This window comes from Streptomyces sp. AV19, assembly GCF_015999245.1.
In the GTDB taxonomy this organism is placed as follows: domain Bacteria; phylum Actinomycetota; class Actinomycetes; order Streptomycetales; family Streptomycetaceae; genus Streptomyces.
Genome location: NZ_JAEAMR010000010.1, coordinates 870555 through 888299 on the forward strand (window position 1 = coordinate 870555; position 17745 = coordinate 888299).

Here is a 17745-nt window from a genome sequence, read left to right on the forward strand (position 1 = left end):
GGGCCGAGAGGGCCGTGGGGGGCCGCCGGGGGGCCCGGCCCGGCCGGCCCCCGCGACGGGCCCCCCCGCCCCGCGGCGGCGGGGGGCCGCGGGGACCCGCCCCGGGGCGGGCCCGCGGGGGCCGAGCGCCGCACCCGCGCCCTGGCCCGCCGCCTCTCGGCCCGCGCCACCGAGGAGCGCGGGCGCGCCGCCGAGCTCGCCGAGCAGGTGGCCGCCGCCGCGCACCGCGTCACCGACGCCGAGACCGAGCGCGGCCGCGGCGCCGCCGTCGCGGCCGAACTCGCCTACCGGCACGCCTCGTTGGCGCTGGCCGCGGCCGAGAAGTCCGCCGCCGCCCAGCGCCGCGAGCTCAACGACGCCCGCACGCTGCACTCCGCGTGGCAGGCCGCCGAGACCGTGCTGCGCCACCGGGCCGCCGCCGACCGCTCGGCCCGCGTCGCCGCCGCCATCCACGAGGCCGAGCGCGACGCCGCGCCCGCGCTGGAGGCCCGCTCCCGCGCGGCCGCCGCCCTGGTGCGCGCGCTCAACGGCGCGGCGGAGAACGCCGAGCGGCTCGCCAACGAGCAGGAGGAGCGCTCGGCCGTCCTCCAGGAGACCGGCGAGGCCGCCCACCGCGACGCCACCACCGCCGCCACCGAGGCCCAGCGCGCCCGCAGCGAGGGCGAGCACCTGCGCCAGCGCCTCGCCGAGGTCGAGCAGGAGACCGCCGAGGCCGTCCGGGCCGGCTGGCTCGACGACTCCGCGCCCGACGCCGACCCGGCCCGCGCCGCCCTCGCCGCCAGCGACGCGGAGAAGGCCGCGTCGGCCGCGTACGAGACGGTCCGCGAGGCCGCCCTCCAGACCGCCGCGCAGGCGAAGGAGACCGCGGGCGCCGAGTCGCGCGCCGAGCTGGCGGCGGCCCGGGCGGCCGACGCCGCCGCCTCGGCCGAGGCGGCGTACGACGCCGAGCGGCGCGCCGCGGAGACACTCGGCGCGGAGCGGCGCATCGCCGAACTCCTCGGCCTCCCCGGGCAGCCGGCCCCCGGGCAGGTCCCGGGGCAGCGCTCCGGCGACACCCCGCCCCCCGCCCTCACCGCCGAGGAGCTCGACCGCAACGCCGACGCGCTGCGCGAACTGCTCGACGAGAACGTCGCCGCCGCCGAGCGGAACCTGTTCGGCCTGCGCACCGCCGCCGCCGACGACTCGCGGATCCTGGGCGCCCTGGGCGACGGCGGCCTGCTGCCGCCCGGCCCCGACGTCCTGGCCGCCGTCGAATTCCTGGGCGAGCACGGCATCCCCGCGCTCCCCGGCTGGCGCTACCTCGCCCAGTCCGTGGACCCGGCCGACCACGCCGCCGTGCTCGCGCGCCGCCCCGAGCTCGTGGACGGCGTCGTCATCACCGACCCCGACTCCCACACCCGCGCCCGCGAGGTGCTGGGCGCGGCCTCCCTGCTGCCGCGCTCCGCCGTGGCCGTCGGCACCGCCGCCGCCCTGCTCGCGCCCGCTCAGGAGGACGGGGACAGCGGCGTCTTTCTCGTCCCCCCGAACCCCGCCATGCACGACGAGCGCGCCGCCGACGAGGAGCGGTACGCGCTGCGCGAGCGGGCCGCCGCCCGCGACGAGGAGATCCGCGCTGTCGCCGCCCGGCTGGCCGGCGACCGCACCCTCGCGGCCCGCCTGACGTCCTGGCGCGCCGGCTGCCCGCAGGGCCGGCTCGCCGAGCTGGCCGCCGAGGCCGAGCGCTGCCGCGCGGTCGCCGACGCCGCCCAGGAAGTGCTGACCTCGGCCCGCACCGCCCGGGCCGAGGCCGAGGAGACCGCGGCGCGGACCGCCGCGGTGCGCGACGAGCGCCAGGAGGCCGCCCAGCGCGCCCGCCGCGTCGCCGACGCCCTGGCCGGCCTCGCCCACCGGCTGCGCGAGCGCGCCCACTGGCAGACCCGGCTGCGCGAACTCGCCGAGGAGGCCGCCGAGTCGGAGGAGCGGGCCGCCGCCTGCGTCGACCGTGCCCGCGCCGCCGACGAGGACCGCCGCGCCGCCCAGCGCGCGGCCGACGACGCGCGCCGTACGGCCCGCGTGCTGCGCGCCGAGCGCGCGGAGATCGCCGGCGCCCCCGACGAGGCCGGCGAGGACGGGCCGGGCGCCGGCGACTCCCTGCCCCAGCTGCGCGAGGCCCACCGCGCCGCCTCGCAGGTCTACGAGAAGGTCGGCGTCGGCGCCGACCTGCGCGCCGAACAGGCCCGCGCCGAGAGCGACGAGAGCGCCGCCCGCGCCGAGCTCGACCGCCTCACCAACAAGGTCCGCACCCGCGCCGCCCAGCTGCTGGAGAGCCCCGACGGCGCCGACGGCCCGTCCCGCCAGGCCGCGGCCGCCCGCGCCGAGGCCCTCGTCCAGCTGCTGGAGGGCCGCGCCTCCACGGCCAGCGAGCAGCTCGGCCGGCTGCGCGGCGAGGCCGAGCGGCTGGCCCCCGCCGACGGCGACGCGCACGCCGAGCTCCCCGAGGAGCGCGAGCCCGCCGACGCCGAGCAGGCCAAGGAACTGCTGCGCACCGCCACCGCCGAACTGGCCGCCCGCACCGACGCCCTGGACGGCGCCCGCACCGCCCACGCCGACCTGCTGCGCGCCCACCGCGCGGCGGAGGACGGGGCCACCGGCTTCGACGACACCGCCGCCCTCCTGCGCGACCTGCTGCGCGACAACGCCCCCGAGGAGGCGGAGGAGCAGCCCGAGCCGTACACCGGCACGCTGGAGGAGGCCCGCCAGGCGGCGGCCGAGGCCCGGCGCTCGCTGCGCGGCTGCGCGGGCGACCTGTCGGCGGCCGAGGCGGCCGTCCGCGAGGCGAGCGACGTCCTCGTCCGGCACGCCAACGCCACCCGTTACGAGATGGTCCGCACCCCCGCCCGCCAGCAGATCCGCGAACTGCCCGCGTCCGCCCTGCCGGAGCACGCCGCCGCCTGGGCGGACGCCTTCGCGCCCCGGCTGCGCGTGCTGACCGACGAGCTGGAGCAGCTGGAGCGCAACCGCGACAGCATCGTCGACCGGCTGCGCGGCCTGGTGGAGTCCTCGCTCACCACGCTGCGCTCCGCCCAGCGGCTGTCGAGGCTGCCGGAGGGGCTGGGGGAGTGGTCCGGCCAGGAGTTCCTGCGCATCCGCTTCGAGGACCCCGACCAGAGCACCCTCACCGAGCGGCTCGGCGAGGTCATCGACGAGGCCACCCGCTCCGCCGTCAAGAAGAACTCCGACCTGCGCCGCGACGGAATGTCGCTGCTGCTGCGCGGCGTCCGGGCGGCCCTGCTGCCGCGCGGCGTGGCCGTCGAGATCCTCAAGCCGGACGCGGTGCTGCGCGCGGAGCGCGTCCCGGTCGGACAGATGGGCGACGTCTTCTCCGGCGGCCAGCTGCTGACCGCGGCGATCGCCCTCTACTGCACGATGGCCGCGCTGCGCAGCAACGACCGTGGCCGGGACCGGCAGAAGCACGCGGGCACGCTGTTCCTGGACAACCCCATCGGCCGCGCCAACGCCACGTACCTGCTGGAGCTCCAGCGGGCCGTGGCCGACGCCCTGGGCGTCCAGCTGCTGTACACCACGGGCCTGTTCGACACGACGGCGCTGGCCGAGTTCCCGCTGGTCATCCGCTTGCGCAACGACGCCGACCTGCGGGCGGGCCTGAAGTACATCAGCGTCGAGGAACACCTGCGCCCGGGCCTGCCCCAGCAGGACCCGGAGTCGGAGCCGGTCCACGGCGAGATCACGGCGACGCGGATGTACCGACGCCCGGAGGAGGCGAGCAGCCGGTCCGGCGTTTGAGGACGAGTGGCGGAGCCGCGATCCAGCCGGTCTGGGGGTTGCCCCCTCCGGGGAGTTTGAGGACGACCGCGCGAAGCGCGGTTGCGGGGCCCGGGGCGGAGCCCCGGAAGCGGCTCCGGCAGCGGGTTACGAAGGGGCTGAACCCCGGAGCGGGGTGCAGGGGGCGAAGCCCCCGCCTTCCCGCGCGGCGAAGCCCCGCCCGGGCCGAGGGGCGGAGCCCCGGAAGAAACGGTGAAATGGGGGTGCCCCCTCTGGGGGAGGGGCGGGGGCAACCTCCCCATCCCGACCACCGTGCCCCGCCCCGGTCACGGATACCGAGGCCGCCCCACCCGCCTCCCGGCCCGTGCCGTACTGCTCGGCACGGACACCACCCCGTACCGCTGCCGCCACACCTGCCGCGTGACCCACACGTCGAGCACGCACCACGTCGTCGCCACGGTGCTGGCCACCGCGGCCAGCACCGCGGGGAACGCCCACCAGGAACCGGCGAGGGTGAAGAGCAGCACGACCATCCCCTGCAGCACCGTCAGCGCGACGAAGAGCACCGCGCGCACCGCCGCCGCGCGCACCGGATCGGGCATCCGGGGCCGGTGGACCGGCTCCTCGACCCACAACGGTCTGCGCGCCCCGGGCCGTTCCACACCTCGTGTCCCGTCCATGGCGGCTCACCTCCCCCAGTGGCTGCCCGCGCCCGGGCCCTTCCCGCAGGTGTGCCCAAAATAACCCGGGCCACGGGCCGTCGCGCGCCGGCGCCGGCCCCGCGCCCGCGTCTTCGCCCGCCGGAGCGAACGGCGGTGGCCGGGCCCGCCCCGAACCGGCGTGGAATTCCGGTCACTTGAGGATCGCCCGGGCGCCGCTCAAGTGATCACTCCTGCGACGCCTGGGTGGACGGCACGTCAACATGGCACGTGCAGGGCGCGTACAAGACACGACAAGGCACGAGCCGGGCACGGGCAGGGCGCGAACCGAAGCGGAACAATCCGCTCCATGGTGCGGTCGCACAAAGAACGGACGGAAGAAGTCCGGGAATCACGGGAGAAGTCGGACGACCTGTCCAACACCCCAGCTCCGCAGGGGCGTACAGCCCTTCGAGCCCTCATCCCGCAGTAGTAGGCTCACGCACCGCATCACTGTCGGAGCACCACCCCCGTGCCGCGGGGTGCAGTGGGGGAGGCCATGCCCTTTCGCGGGAACGTGCCCTTTCGCGGGAAGTCGATCCGCCGGAAGATCGTGGGCCTGTTGCTGGTGCCGCTGCTGTCCCTGACGGTGCTGTGGGCCTTCGCCACGGCGATCACCGGCAAGGAGGCGGCCGAACTCCTCACCGCCGCCGAGGTCTCCCGCAAGCTCGGCGACCCGGCCGAGAATGTGATCACGGCCCTGCAGACCGAACGCCGCCAGGCCCTCGTCGTCCTCGCCACCCCCCGCCCCCACTCCAAGGAGACCCCCACCCGCGCCCGCGCCACCGCGCTCACCGCTCTGCGCGGCGCCGAACGCGCCACCGACAAGGCGCGTACCGCCCTCCGCTCCGGCGCCGACGCCGACGTCCGCGACGACATGAGCTCCGCGGCCGCGGACTGGTTCGCCGCCATGGAACGCCGCCTCGACCGCCTCCCGGCCCTGCGCGACCGGATCCGGGCCGGCTCCGTCCCGGAAGACGCGGCCACCCGGACGTACGACGAGGTCATCGAGGCCCACATCGACTTCCTCACCCTCCTCGGGTCCGTCCGGGACGCCGGCCTCGAACAGCAGCGGCGCGCCCTGGTGGGCCTCGGCTCCTCCCGTGAGGCGCTCTCCCGCGAGGACGCCCTGTTCGCCGCGGCTTCCGCCGGGAAGGGCATGGGCCCGCGCCAACTCCGCGCCTTCTCCGACCACATCGCCGAACGCACCGTCCTCTACCGCACCAACCTCGCCGTCCTGCCCGTCGAGGACCAGAAAATGTTCGACGACTACTGGCGCGGCACCGAGGCCCGCGCCCTGGAGGCCGCCGAGGACGCCGTCGTCCTCGCCGGGCCCGGCCGCGCGACCCGCGCCGTCGACGCCGCCCGCTGGCAGGCCGCCGCGAGCACCGTCCTCGCCGACCTCGCCCGGCTGGACGCCGAGGCCAACCGCCGCCACCAGGACCGGCTCGACCCCGTCGCCACCTGGGTGCTCACCAAGGCCGCCCTCGCCGGCCTCCTCGGCCTCGCCGCGCTCGTCGCCTCCGTCGTCGTCTCCTGGCGCACCGGCCGCGGACTCGTCCGCGACCTGCGGCAGCTCAGCCGGGACGCCCACGAGGTCTCCGGCGTGCGCCTGCCGGCCGTGCTGCGCCGCCTCGCCGCCGGCGAGGCGGTGGACGTCGAGGCCGAGGTGCCCCGCCTGGACCACCCGGACGACGAACTGGGCCAGGTCGGACGGGCCCTGAACACCCTCCAGCACGCCGCCGTCGAGGCCGCCGTGAAACAGGCCGGCCTGCGCCGCGGCGTCTCCGACGTCTTCGTCAACATCGCCCGCCGCTCCCAGGTCCTGCTGCACCGCCAGCTCGCCCTGCTGGACACCATGGAACGGCGCACCGACGACCCCGACGAACTCGCCGCCCTCTTCCGCCTCGACCACCTCACCACCCGCATGCGGCGCCACGCCGAGGGCCTGGTCATCCTCTCCGGCGCCGCCCCCTCCCGGCAGTGGCGCAGGCCCGTCCGGCTGATGGACGTCGTCCGCGCCGCCGTCGCCGAGGTCGAGGGCTACGAGCGCGTCGAGCTGCGGCGGCTGCCCGCCCTGTCCGTCCAGGGCCCCGCCGTCGCCGACCTCACCCACCTGCTGGCCGAACTCCTGGAGAACGCCACCACGTTCTCCCCGCCGCACACCGCCGTCCAGGTCGTGGGCGAGCGGGTGCCCAACGGCTTCGCGCTGGAGATCCACGACCGCGGGCTGGGCATGCCCCAGGAGACCCTGCTGGAGGCCAACCTCGCCCTCGCGGAGGCGCCGGAGTTCGAACTCTCCGACACCGACCGGCTCGGCCTGTTCGTCGTCAGCCGGCTCGCCCGGCGCCAGGGCGTCCGGGTCTCCCTCCAGCCGTCCCCCTACGGCGGCACCACCGCCGTCGTCCTCGTCCCCGCCGCGCTCCTCGGGGACGCGCCGGCGAAGCCCGCGGCGCCGGCCGGTCCCGCCGGACCGGAGCCGCGCCCCGGCCCGCCGGTCCACCGCGACGAGGACACCCCGGCCCTGCCCCGGCGCGTACGCCACGCCGGACTCGCCCCGCGGCTGGCGGAACGTTCCGCCATGGACCCGGACCCCACCACCCACGAAGCGGCGCGCGACGCCGAGGACGTCCGCGCACGCATGGCCTCCCTCCAGCGGGGCTGGCGGCGCGGCCGGACCGACGCGGCCCCCGCCACCGAGCACGACAGCACCGGAACCACCGACGAAAGGGACGGTCGATGACCGCCATACGCAACGCATCGGCAGACGCGGCAGAGGCGACGGACGCCGGCGGCAACCTCAACTGGCTCCTCGACGACCTCGTCGAGCGCGTGGGGGACATCCGCAAGGCACTCGTCCTCTCCGGCGACGGCCTGGCCCTCGGCGCCTCCAAGGACCTCGGCCGCGAGGACGGGGAGCACCTGGCCGCCGTCGCCTCCGGCTTCCACAGCCTCGCCAAGGGAGTGGGACGCCGCTTCGACGCCGGGGAGGTCCGCCAGACCGTCGTCGAACTCGACGGCGCCTTCCTGTTCGTGACCGCCGCCGGGCACGGCAGCGCCCTCGCCGTGCTCGCCGCCGCGGACTCCGACATCGGCCTGATCGCCTACGAGATGACGCTGCTCGTCAAGCGCGTCGGAGCCCACCTGGCCAGCGCACCGCGCACCGGCGAGGCCGCCGGCGGATGACGGACCGGACGGACGGGCACTGGTACGACGACGACGCCGGGCCGGTGGTCCGGCCGTACGCGATGACGCGGGGGCGGACGCGGGGCGGGGCCGGGCAACGGCTCGACCGGACGGCGTTCGTCGTCGCCGAGCGACCCGTCGGCGGGGCCGACGCCCATCTGGGCCCCGAGCACGTGAGCATCGCCGAGCTCACCGCTCCCCGCCCGCACTCCGTCGCGGAGCTCGCGGACCTGCTGGAGCTGCCGTCCGGGGTGGTACGCGTCCTGGTCGGCGACCTGCTGGAGGCCGGAGTGGTCCGCCTGAACCGCCCGATCCCCCCGGCGGAACCGCCGGAGGAGGGGGTGCTGAGGCTGGTGATAGCGGGCTTGCGCGCGCTGTGAGCGCCGCGCGGGAGATATGCCCCGGTCCCTCCCCCAGAGGGGGTACCCCCACTTTCACCGTTTCCCGGGGAGACCCCGGACCCCGATCGCCCTTCGGGCACTGTCCTCAAACGCCGGACGGGCAGATTTCGTGCCTGGGCGCGCACGTCAGCCCGTCCGGCGTTTGAGGACGAACGCGGCGCAGCCGCGTTGCCCCGCGCAGAGCGCGTGAGAAACGGTGAAAGTGGGGGTACCCCCTCTGGGGGAGGGACCGGGGCACACCCCCTACCCACAAACAACCCGCGCCAACGCCCAATCCGCAAGCGCGATCTCCCCGTCATAGGGCGACACCCCCTCCACCTCCAGCCGCAGCGCCCGCTGCCCCTCCAACGGCACATGCACCGGCACCGCCGCGTCCCCGCTGCGCAACACCGGCGACTCCCACAGCCGTTCCCCGTCCGCCGAGACGGAGAACCGCACCGCCCCGTCCCCGAGCGACAGATCGTCCACCCCGGCCATCGCGTCGTACGCCGTACACGGACCGTTGAGGTCGATGGCGACCGAGGAGGTCGTACCGACGCTCACCCCGTGCAGATAGGTGTGGCCGCCGACGCGCAGCCCGTCCCGCTGCCACATCAGGCTGCCCTCGTCGATGCGCACCTCCGGCTCCCGGTCGGCGCCGTTCCCGCCGTCCCCGAGCGCGTCGAGGTCCAGCTCGTTGAGGTGGTGGACGGTCGCGGGCGCGGACGGGGGCGGGACCGGTTTGGGCGGCTTCGGGGGCGGCGGCGACGGGACCGGCCGGGGCGGGGGAGCGGGCCGGGGGGTGTGCGACGGGGACGGCGCGGGGCTCGGCGTCGCCGAGGGCGTCGGGGCGGGGGAGGGGGCGACGGCCCGCGCGGCCACCCGCCGCGGCTCGGGCGGAGGCGGCGGCGAGGACGGCGACACGGTCGGACCGGGAGTCCGGGTCGGCGTGGGGCTCGGATCGGGGCTCGGCCGGTGCGACGGCGCGGCCGACACGACCGGACGCCCGGCCTCCGGCTTCCGCGGCGGCCCGGCCGCCCCACCGGACAGCGCGTACGCGAGGACGGCACCCGCCGTCAGCACCGCACCCGCCCCGAGCGCCACCTTCGCCGGTGCCCCCAGCCCCTCACCGGCCGCCGCTCCGCCACCGGATCCCGCACCGCCCGCGGCCACGCCCGCCCCGGCCCCGGCGGCGCCCGCCGCCAGACCCGCGACGGCCTTCGCCGCACCGCCCGCGGTGAACCAGCCGACGACCGCCACCGGCAGGACCGCGCGCAGCCGTGCGTTGACGTCCGCGAGCTCCAGCGCGGCCGTACGACAGCGGTCGCACTCGTCGAGGTGCTTGCGCAGCCCGCGCTCGGCCCGCATCCGCAGCCCGCCCCGCGCATAGGCACCGAGCCGGTCCGCGTACTGGGCGCAGCTGCCCGCCGAGGTCAGCGAGGCGCTGACGTGGGCCTGGAGGTACGCCTGCCGCAGCCCTTCGCGGGCCCGGTGCGCCAGCACCGCCGTGGCGTTGGCGCTCAGCCCGAGCAGCGGTGCGACCTGGCTCGGCGGCTCCTCCTCGACGGTGGTGTGCCAGAGCACCATCTGCCACCGCTCGGGCAGGCTGCGGAACGCCTGCACGGCCAGGGACGTCTCGGCCTGCCGCATGGCGTGGACCTCCGCGCCGGGAGTGTCGTCGTCCTCGCCCGCCGAGCCGGCCGACACGGCGAAGACCGCGAAGTCCTCGACGAGTTGCTCCCGCCGCGCCGTCTTCGCCCAGGCCGCGGCGACGCGGCGCACGGTGGTGAGCAGATAGGCGCGCACCGCCGTGTCGGGCCCGGCACCCCGCCGCACGGCCTGCAGCGTGCCGGCGAAGACCTCGTTGGTGAGGTCCTCGGCGGTGTGCACGTCGCGGCAGCAGCTCCTGGCGTACCCGCGCACCGCGTCGGCGTGCCGCCGGTAGAGCAGGGCGTACGAATCCGCCCCGGGGTCTTCGCCGTCGCGCAGCCGCGCGATCAACTCGGCGTCGGACGGCGGGGCTTCCCGTTCGTCCGGCTCGGTCTCCCCGGGCTCACCGGCGCCGACCTCGACATCGGCACCGTCGTCGTCCGAGCTCCGCGCCTCCGTGCCGCGCGTGTCCGCCTCCGACCGCCCGGAGGCGTCCTCGCGCGAGCGCGAGACGGCGGCGTCGAAGGAGTCGCCCCACTCGCCGCCGCGCTGCTGGGGCACGCTCGGCCCGCCGCCGTGGCGGCCCCGGGCACGGCCGCGTGGACCACCCTGGCCGGGCACGCCGGGCGGCGCGCGGTGCGACGCCGCAGCGCTCGACTCCTCGCTCCCGTGCGGCTCTTCCCGCCCGTCAACTCCCATAGCGGAGGCTCCCGTGCACGCCGGACACCGAACACCGGTCAGCGTTGCACAGGCACCTGCGAAGGTGCGGACGCACGAACGGCAACCACTCGTCCGGGGAGCCTTCGCACACCGGAGCGCCAGGAGCCACTCGTCAACGGCCGTCGTCCGCCGCTTCGACGGTCATCTCAACCATCACCCGAACGGGAACACCCTTCCGAACGTCCGCCCTCCTTTCGGGTGCACCCGGACTCCGGTGCACCCGGTTCTCCCCAACGGAGTCCTCCAGTGCGCGGATTCGGTGCGATCGGTCTTCCGGGCCGACGGAACGCGGTCTCGCACAGCGCCGCGGCGCCCGAGCCGTCCCGCTCCTCGGCCGGTGCCGGCCGGTGCTCGACGAGCCGCACCCCGTGCGGCCGCCCACCGGCTCCGTCCGAGGACGGCGACCGACGCCCGCCGGAAAGCAGTCCTCCGTATCGCGGGCGGGACACGCACCAACCGGGCGCGCCCGCCCGTTCACCGGAGCGGCCGGAGCCCGGCCGGCGTCAGGCCCTTACGCGGCAGGCCGCGAGCGCAGCCCCTCCAGCAGGATGTCCAGCAGCCGCGAGGACGCCGCCGCCTGCTGCGCCGCGTCCGGCAGCGACGGCGCCGCCGTGGCGATCACCAGCAGCACGTCGGCGACCGTCACGTCCGGGCGCAGCTGGCCGGCCGACCGTGCCCGGTCCACCAGCCGCCCGACGACCTCCAGCAGCGCCGCGGCGCCCGAGCCGTCCCGCTCCTCGGCCGGTGCCGGCCGGTGCTCGACGAGCCGCAGCTCGTGCAGCTGGCCGCCCGTCCCGCCGGGCTGCCGCTGCTGCGGCACCCGCGCCTGCGGCGGCACGGCCGGCTCCGCGGCCTCCACCTCGACCCCGACGCGCAGCACCTGCGGCGGCAGCAGCCGCCCCGCGCCCGAGGCCACCGAGGTGCGCAGGAACCGCGACAGCGCGGACCAGGGCTCGTCCTCCTGGCCCAGAGCCGTGCGCGCCTGCTCGGTCAGCCGCGCGGTCTCCTCCTCGGCTATCCGCCTGACCAGTACGTCCTTGCTCGGGAACCGCCGGTAGACCGTGCCGACGCCCACGCGGGCCCGACGCGCCACGTCCTCCATCGGTGCCCCGTACCCCAGCTCGCCGAAGACCTCGCGAGCCGCCCTCAGCACGTGCTCCAGGTTGCGCTGGGCGTCGACGCGCAGCGGCGTGCTACGACCGCCGTTGCCGTCCGACGGCGCGACAGCAGTAGACCAATGAGTGCCCTGAATTGGCATGTTTTCCCCCGGTTATGACGTCTCCCCCCGGAGACTCCCCGCCCTGACTGCCGGGGCACGGCGCTTTCGGCGCCCCGACGGAGTACGAACATAGTTGAGCCCAGGTCAAGAAAGAAGGGGGTAGTTCCGCACAGCCCACCCCCAATTGGAGTACGCGCCCGGGGCGGGTTGATTCCGCACCACTTCACCACCCCCGCGCATCCTTGCTGACCTGCGGACCTTCTCGCGACAGGGACAACAGGACGGGCGGCAGGCCAGCTCGGTCGCCAGTCATATGTTCGGCCCGGCCCTGTGGACAAACCCCGGTACCCGGTGCGTCATGGGAGAGAGCTGTGAACGCGAGGATGCGAAGGGACAGCCTTGGCCAAAGAATCGGCGGTGAGGCGAGCGGCGCGCATTCTGGTCGTCGGCGGCGGATACGTGGGCATGTACGCGGCACTGCACCTGCAGGGCCGGCTCAGAAAGGGCGAGGCCGAGATCCTGGTCGTCAGCCCCGACCCGTACATGACCTACCAGCCCTTCCTCCCCGAGGCCGCGGCCGGCTCCATCTCGCCGCGCCACGTCGTCGTCCCGCTCCGCCGCACCCTCAAGCGGTGCGAGGTCGTCGTCGGCGAGGCGACCTCCATCGACCACGCCGCACGCACCGTGCACGTGCGCACCCTCGCCACCGAGGAGGAGGGCGCCGGCGACATCGCCCTGCACTACGACGAACTGGTCGTCGCCCCCGGCTCCGTCTCCCGCACCCTGCCCGTCCCCGGCCTCGCCGAGCACGGCATCGGCTTCAAGACCGTCGAAGAGGCCATCGGCCTGCGCAACCACGTCCTCGAACAGCTCGACATCGCCTCCTCCACCCGCGACCCCGAGGTCCGCGACGCCGCCCTCACCTTCGTCTTCGTCGGCGGCGGCTACGCGGGCGTGGAGGCCCTGGGCGAGCTGGAGGACATGGCCCGCTACGCGGCCCGCTACTACCACAACATCTCCCCCGACGACCTGCGCTTCCTCCTCGTCGAGGCCACCGACCGGATCCTCCCCGAGGTCGGCCCCGAGATGGGCCGCTACGCCCTGCGGGAACTGCGCCGCCGCAACATCGACGTACGCCTGGAGACCCGCCTCGACTCCTGCGAGGACCGCGTCGCGGTGCTCAGCGACGGCTCGCGCCACCCCGCCCGCACCCTCGTGTGGACCGCCGGCGTCCGCCCGCACCCCCTCCTCGCCGCCACCGACCTCCCGCTCGACGAACGCGGCCGCATCCGCTGCCACCCCGACCTGCGGGTGGCGGGCACCGAACACGCCTGGGCAGCCGGCGACGCCGCGGCCGTCCCCGACCTGACGGCGGGGAGCGAGGGCGTCTACTGCGCCCCCAACGCCCAGCACGCCGTCCGTCAGTCGAAGGTCCTCGCCGGCAACGTCCTGTGCTCCCTGCGCGGCCACTCCCTGCGGGACTACCGGCACGCCTACGTCGGCTCGGTCGCCTCGCTCGGCCTCCACAAGGGCGTCGCACACGTCTACGGACAGAAGTTCAAGGGCTACCCCGCCTGGCTCCTGCACCGCGCCTACCACCTCAGCCGCGTCCCCACCTTCAACCGCAAGGCGCGCGTCCTCGCCGAATGGACCCTCGCCGGGCTGTTCAAACGTGAGATCGTCTCGCTCGGCTCGCTGGAGAACCCACGGGCGGAATTCGAACTCGCCGCGGGCACCGGCCGCCACCCGGAGGCCAGTTGACGCACGCGCCACGCCGATGCCGCAGCGGGGAACTCCCGGTGACGGCTCCGACGTCTCACGGATGTCAGTCCGGTCGGCCACACTGGACGTGTGACCATGGGTGGGTTCGCACTTCCGAAGAGTAACGATCGCGAGGATCTGGACGTTTGCTGCATTCCCTCGGGGGCCGGCCCCCGCACCGCCAACAGCGCCCCCGCGCCGGGCGCGCGGCTTCGCCACCCCACGTCGCCGAGCTGATCCGGACCGACTCCGCGAGGTAATCCTCAGTGAACTTCACCCGCTGGAGCGCCCGGCTCCCCGGCACACAGCGCCGAGCCGCGGCCCGCGCCGACCGCAAGACCGCCATCGCACCGGGCACCGTCACCGGCTCCGTCCCCGCGGCCCGCGCCGGATCGGGACCGCACACCGCGCCCGTCCCCACCCTCGACGGGCTCTCCGTCCACGACGTCCTCGGCCAGGTCCCGGCCCTCGTCGCCGTCGTCTACGGGCCCGACCACCGCATCGCCTACGTCAACGACGCCTACGCCGCCCTCTTCGGCCCCCGCGCCCCCGGCGGCCCCGCTCGCGAGGCCCTCCCCGAGCTGGAGGAGCTCGGCCTGCTGGCCCTCATGGACCAGGTCCTGCGCAGCGGCCGGCCCCGCACCGTCAAGTCCCGCCGCGTCACCACGGCCGACACGCACGGCACCACCGACCCGGACGTCCGCACCCGGCACGGCTACTACACCTTCACCTGCTCCCCCATCCAGGTCGGCGCCGGGGACGCAGGGCCGGACGAACGGGGCTGTACCCAGCCCGGCGTCCTCGTCTTCGCCGCGGACGTCACCGACCAGGTGGAGGCCGCCGAGCGGCTGCGCACCAGCGAGCGCCGCCAGCGCGAGGCCGCCGTCACCCTCCAGCGCAGCCTCCTCCCCCAGGAGCTGGAGCAGCCCGACGACCTGCGCGTCGCCGCCACCTACCAGCCGGGCGGCAAGGACACCGCCGTCGGTGGCGACTGGTACGACGTGATCACCCTCGGCGCCGGCCGCACGGCCCTGGTCATCGGCGACGTCATGGGCCGCGGGGTGCGCGCCGCCGCAGTGATGGGCCAGCTCCGCACGGCGGTCCGGGCCTACGCGCGCCTCGACCTGCCGCCCCACGAGGTACTCCAGCTCCTCGACGGACTGGCCGCGGAGATCGACGCCACCCAGATCGCCACCTGCGTCTACGCCGTCCACGACCCCAACGAGGGGCGCCTGGTCTACGCGTCCGCCGGCCACCTGCCGATCCTCGTCCGCGACCCGGAGGGCACCGTCCACCGCGCCGCCGAACCCACCGGACCCCCGCTCGGCACCGGCGGCTGGCTGCACACCTCGGGAAGCGTGCCGCTCGGCCCCGGCTCCAGCGCCGTCCTCTACACGGACGGCCTCGTCGAGCGGCGCCGCGAGGACATCGACGAGGGCGTCACCGCCCTCGAGCGCGCCTTCGCCGGCGCCACCGGATCGCCCCAGGTCATGTGCGACCGCCTCATCCGCACCCTCGGCATCACGGAGGAACACGACGACGACGTCGCCGTCCTCGTCCTCCAGCACCCCGCCCGCACGGGCCACGACGCCGAGCTCTTCCACAACGCCGCACTCGAACTGCTGGGCGGCGTCGAGGCAGCGCCCCGCGCCCGTGCCTTCGCCTCCGGCGTCCTGGCCAGCTGGCGCTTCCCCGCCGACCTCCGCGACCTGGGCGTCCTGGCCGCCAGCGAACTGGTGGCCAACTCGCTCCAGCACGGCACACCCCCGATGCGCCTGCGCCTGCGACGCACCGACCGACGCCTGATCATCGAGGTCACCGACGGGGACGACCACCTCCCGAGGCGCCGCCGCGCGGAGCCGGGCGACGAGGCGGGCCGCGGCATCTCCATCGTCGCGACCATCGCCTCTTCCTGGGGCTCGCGGCGCACGCCCGGCGGCGGCAAGGCGGTCTGGTGCGAATTCGCCCTCCCGGCGAAGCCCGCCCACGTATGAGGCGGACCGCCCCGCAACGGCTCCGCGCGGGGTGCCGTCAGACGCCGACCGGCATCCGGTGGTCGGTGCCGCCCGCCGCCACCGTCGCCTCCGCGCCCACGGACGCGGCAGCCGTCCGCCGGTCCTCGGCGGCGCGCAGGGGATTGTCCTGGGCGGGCGTGAGCCTGCGGCCCAGCCGCAGCGCCAGCACCGAGATTCCCAGCGAGCACAGCACCAGCAGCACGATGTAGGGCGCGTACAGCCCGGCACCCGCCATCATCCCGCCCGCGGCCGGACCGGCCGCCAGCGCCAGCTGCTTCACCAGGGCGAAGGCCGAGTTGTACTGACCGACCAGCCGCGCCGGCGCCAGGTCGGCCACCAGCGGGGCCATCGTCGGCGACAGCATCGACTCGCCGATGCCGAAGAGCGAGAACGTCGAGATCAACAGCGTGGCCGCGACGGCGTGCGACCCCGCTATGAGCCCCGAGACCCCGGCGGCGATCCACGCCACCGTCCATATCAGCCCCACCAGCGCGACGACCCGGCTCCGCCGACGCCGCTCGACCAGCCGCAGCACGACGAACTGCGTCAGCACGATCGCCGCCGTGTTCGCCGCCAGGGCGATGCCCAGCGTCGACGGCGAGATCTTGGTGACCTCCACCGCGTAGGCCGCGAGACCGGACTCGAACTGGCCGTAGCAGGCGAAGAACATCACGAAGCCAAGGACCAGCAGCTGCACCATCGCCCGGTCCGAGAGCAGCGTCCGCCAGCCGCTCTTCGCGGAGCCGTCGGCCGGTATCGCGTCCTCGACCTTGGGCGCCTTCGGCAGCCGCACGGTCGCGACCGTGGCACCCAGCACCAGGAACATCGCGGACTCGATCGCGAAGAGCCGCACGAAGCTCGACGGATCGGACGTGTCCACGATCTGGCCGCCCAGCAGACCACCGACACCGAGGCCGAGGTTGTTGAGGAAGAACTGCGTGGCGAACGAGCGCGACCGCGTGGTGGTCGTCGAGCACCAGACGATCATCGTGGCCAGTGCCGGCTGGATGACCGCTATACCGGCACCCAGCGCGGCCGCAGCGGCGATCACCAGCGGCTGGGTGTCGGCCAGGCCGAGGCCCAGCGACCCGATGGCGGCGGAGACCGTACCCGCGATGGCGACAGGCAGCGGACCCCGGCGGTCGATCGTGCGGCCGACGAACGGCAGCACGAGCAGCGCGGCGACGGCGAACGTCGCAAGCACGACACCTGCCGTGGTCGCGCCGAGATTCCGGACCTGTGACACGTAGATGAACAGGTACGGGACCGTGAAGCCGTTGCCGAACGCGCTCAGCGCGTTGCCCAGCTGGATCCGGCGCAGTGCTGCGCCCATCGCGGTGGTCACACTCACCCCCTAGGGCCGAGAAGCGGCCTGGACCGTCGCCCCGCAGGGCAACAGTCCAGGCCTGAAGACTTCAGACGTAAAGTTCGAAGCTAAAGAGTACACATCAAAGGGCTTTAGCGGCAAGGGGTCATGTCATACTGCCGGGCATGGCTGACACCCCCGGCCCCGCAGAGCCGAGCCTCGAAGAGCAGATCGCCGCCTACCAGCGCGAGTTCCAGGACCTGGACCCGCAGGTCGAGAAGGTGGTCTCGGCCCTCAGCAGGCTCAATCGGCGCATGAACGTCGCGTACGGCCGGCAGACCGCCGACCTGGGCATCAGCAATGCCGAGTGGGAGGTGCTCAAAGCCCTCGTCCTCGCCGGCCACCCCTACCGCCTGGGCCCCGGCGACCTCGCCAAGCGGCTCGGGCTCACCCCGGCCGCCATGACGCACCGCATCGACCGCATGGTCGCGGAGGGCCTCGTCACCCGGGAGCGCGACGGCAGCAACCGCGTCCGGGTGATCGTCGGCCTCACCGACGACGGCCGGGAGAAGTGGCTGGACGCGATGCGTCTCGCCTCGGTCTTCGAGGAGGAGCTCCTCCAGGACCTCTCCGGCGACGACCGCAGCAGGCTCGGCGAGCTCCTGACCCGGCTGCTCCGCCGCGTGGAGACGGCCCAGCCGGACGCGGGCGGGCGACTCCGGGACCTCGACTGACGCACGGGCGACGTGGGTTGACACGGAGGCAGCGGATCCGTAATGTACTCCGAGCTGCCACGGAGCCGGATCGGTTTTTCGAGGCAGCGCTTCACGCCAGCTCGGCGGGATTCACTACTGCACGGCCCTTGAACGGGATGGATTTCGGCATGCCGGAATTCGGTTCCGGACTCCGATTGGGAGTCGCGGGGGAAATCCGCTAAAGTAGTGATCACGCCGGAAGGCGCGAAACCCCCTCCAACGGGGATCGGATTCAGGGTCCGGGCCGGAAACGGAACGGAAAACGGATCTGATAAAGTCGGAATCGCCGGAAA

The 17745-nt window shown here is 75.1% G+C and carries 10 protein-coding genes and 1 pseudogene; 7 read left to right on the forward strand and 4 right to left on the reverse strand.

Annotated features, from left to right (window positions below):
- Positions 1 to 162: 162 nt before the first annotated feature.
- Positions 163 to 3783 (forward strand): annotated as a pseudogene (locus tag I5Q34_RS22445) (hypothetical protein); the annotation flags it as partial.
- A 305-nt stretch (positions 3784 to 4088) separates the two neighbouring features.
- Here I5Q34_RS22445 and I5Q34_RS22450 read toward each other — a convergent pair.
- Positions 4089 to 4442, reverse strand: coding sequence for a hypothetical protein (locus I5Q34_RS22450; protein ID WP_199894092.1), 354 nt, complete (start codon positions 4440 to 4442; stop codon positions 4089 to 4091).
- 535 nt (positions 4443 to 4977) lie between these two features.
- On the opposite strand from I5Q34_RS22450, the gene I5Q34_RS22455 reads away from it, so the two are divergent.
- From I5Q34_RS22455 to I5Q34_RS22465, 3 genes are read left to right on the forward strand one after another with little or no spacing between them, the layout of a single operon-like run.
- Positions 4978 to 7203: a nitrate- and nitrite sensing domain-containing protein gene (locus I5Q34_RS22455; protein WP_199894093.1), complete on the forward strand. Its 2226-nt coding sequence runs from the start codon at positions 4978 to 4980 to the stop codon at positions 7201 to 7203.
- Complete coding sequence (locus I5Q34_RS22460) at positions 7200 to 7646, forward strand: roadblock/LC7 domain-containing protein (RefSeq protein ID WP_199894094.1); 447 nt, start codon at positions 7200 to 7202, stop codon at positions 7644 to 7646. The genes I5Q34_RS22455 and I5Q34_RS22460 overlap by 4 nt, the downstream gene beginning before the upstream one ends.
- Positions 7643 to 8026, forward strand: a complete 384-nt coding sequence (locus I5Q34_RS22465) for a DUF742 domain-containing protein (protein WP_199894095.1) — start codon at positions 7643 to 7645, stop codon at positions 8024 to 8026. Before I5Q34_RS22460 ends, I5Q34_RS22465 begins: the two co-directional genes overlap by 4 nt.
- A gap of 264 nt (positions 8027 to 8290) precedes the next feature.
- On the opposite strand, the gene I5Q34_RS22470 is transcribed toward I5Q34_RS22465, so the two are convergent.
- A complete protein-coding gene (locus tag I5Q34_RS22470) occupies positions 8291 to 10375 on the reverse strand; it encodes a sigma-70 family RNA polymerase sigma factor (protein ID WP_199894096.1) in 2085 nt (694 codons plus the stop codon).
- 532 nt (positions 10376 to 10907) lie between these two features.
- The gene (locus I5Q34_RS22475; RefSeq protein WP_199894097.1) at positions 10908 to 11654 is read right to left on the reverse strand and encodes a TetR/AcrR family transcriptional regulator; all 747 of its coding nucleotides are present in this window, start codon (positions 11652 to 11654) and stop codon (positions 10908 to 10910) included.
- Between the two features lie 426 nt (positions 11655 to 12080).
- Between I5Q34_RS22475 and I5Q34_RS22480 the strand changes: the two genes are divergently transcribed.
- Both I5Q34_RS22480 and I5Q34_RS22485 read left to right on the forward strand, forming a co-directional pair.
- Entirely contained in the window at positions 12081 to 13376 is a 1296-nt protein-coding gene (locus I5Q34_RS22480; protein WP_234429393.1) for an NAD(P)/FAD-dependent oxidoreductase, read from the forward strand.
- 266 nt (positions 13377 to 13642) lie between these two features.
- Complete coding sequence (locus I5Q34_RS22485) at positions 13643 to 15370, forward strand: SpoIIE family protein phosphatase (RefSeq protein WP_199894098.1); 1728 nt, start codon at positions 13643 to 13645, stop codon at positions 15368 to 15370.
- Between the two features lie 37 nt (positions 15371 to 15407).
- On the opposite strand, the gene I5Q34_RS22490 is transcribed toward I5Q34_RS22485, so the two are convergent.
- Complete coding sequence (locus tag I5Q34_RS22490; RefSeq protein WP_199894099.1) at positions 15408 to 16736, reverse strand: MFS transporter; 1329 nt, start codon at positions 16734 to 16736, stop codon at positions 15408 to 15410.
- A 146-nt stretch (positions 16737 to 16882) separates the two neighbouring features.
- On the opposite strand from I5Q34_RS22490, the gene I5Q34_RS22495 reads away from it, so the two are divergent.
- Positions 16883 to 17431, forward strand: a complete 549-nt coding sequence (locus tag I5Q34_RS22495; protein WP_199894100.1) for a MarR family winged helix-turn-helix transcriptional regulator — start codon at positions 16883 to 16885, stop codon at positions 17429 to 17431.
- Positions 17432 to 17745: the final 314 nt, after the last annotated feature.

Excerpts from the sequence above, each read along its gene's own strand:
- I5Q34_RS22450 (WP_199894092.1), bottom strand. The coding sequence starts at position 4,442 with ATGGACGGGACACGAGGTGTGGAACGGCCCGGGGCGCGCAGACCGTTG.
- I5Q34_RS22460 (WP_199894094.1), top strand. The coding sequence starts at position 7,200 with ATGACCGCCATACGCAACGCATCGGCAGACGCGGCAGAGGCGACGGAC.
- I5Q34_RS22465 (WP_199894095.1), top strand. The coding sequence starts at position 7,643 with ATGACGGACCGGACGGACGGGCACTGGTACGACGACGACGCCGGGCCG.
- I5Q34_RS22470 (WP_199894096.1), bottom strand. The coding sequence starts at position 10,375 with ATGGGAGTTGACGGGCGGGAAGAGCCGCACGGGAGCGAGGAGTCGAGC.
- I5Q34_RS22475 (WP_199894097.1), bottom strand. The coding sequence starts at position 11,654 with ATGCCAATTCAGGGCACTCATTGGTCTACTGCTGTCGCGCCGTCGGAC.
- I5Q34_RS22480 (WP_234429393.1), top strand. The coding sequence starts at position 12,081 with ATGTACGCGGCACTGCACCTGCAGGGCCGGCTCAGAAAGGGCGAGGCC.
- I5Q34_RS22495 (WP_199894100.1), top strand. The coding sequence starts at position 16,883 with ATGGCTGACACCCCCGGCCCCGCAGAGCCGAGCCTCGAAGAGCAGATC.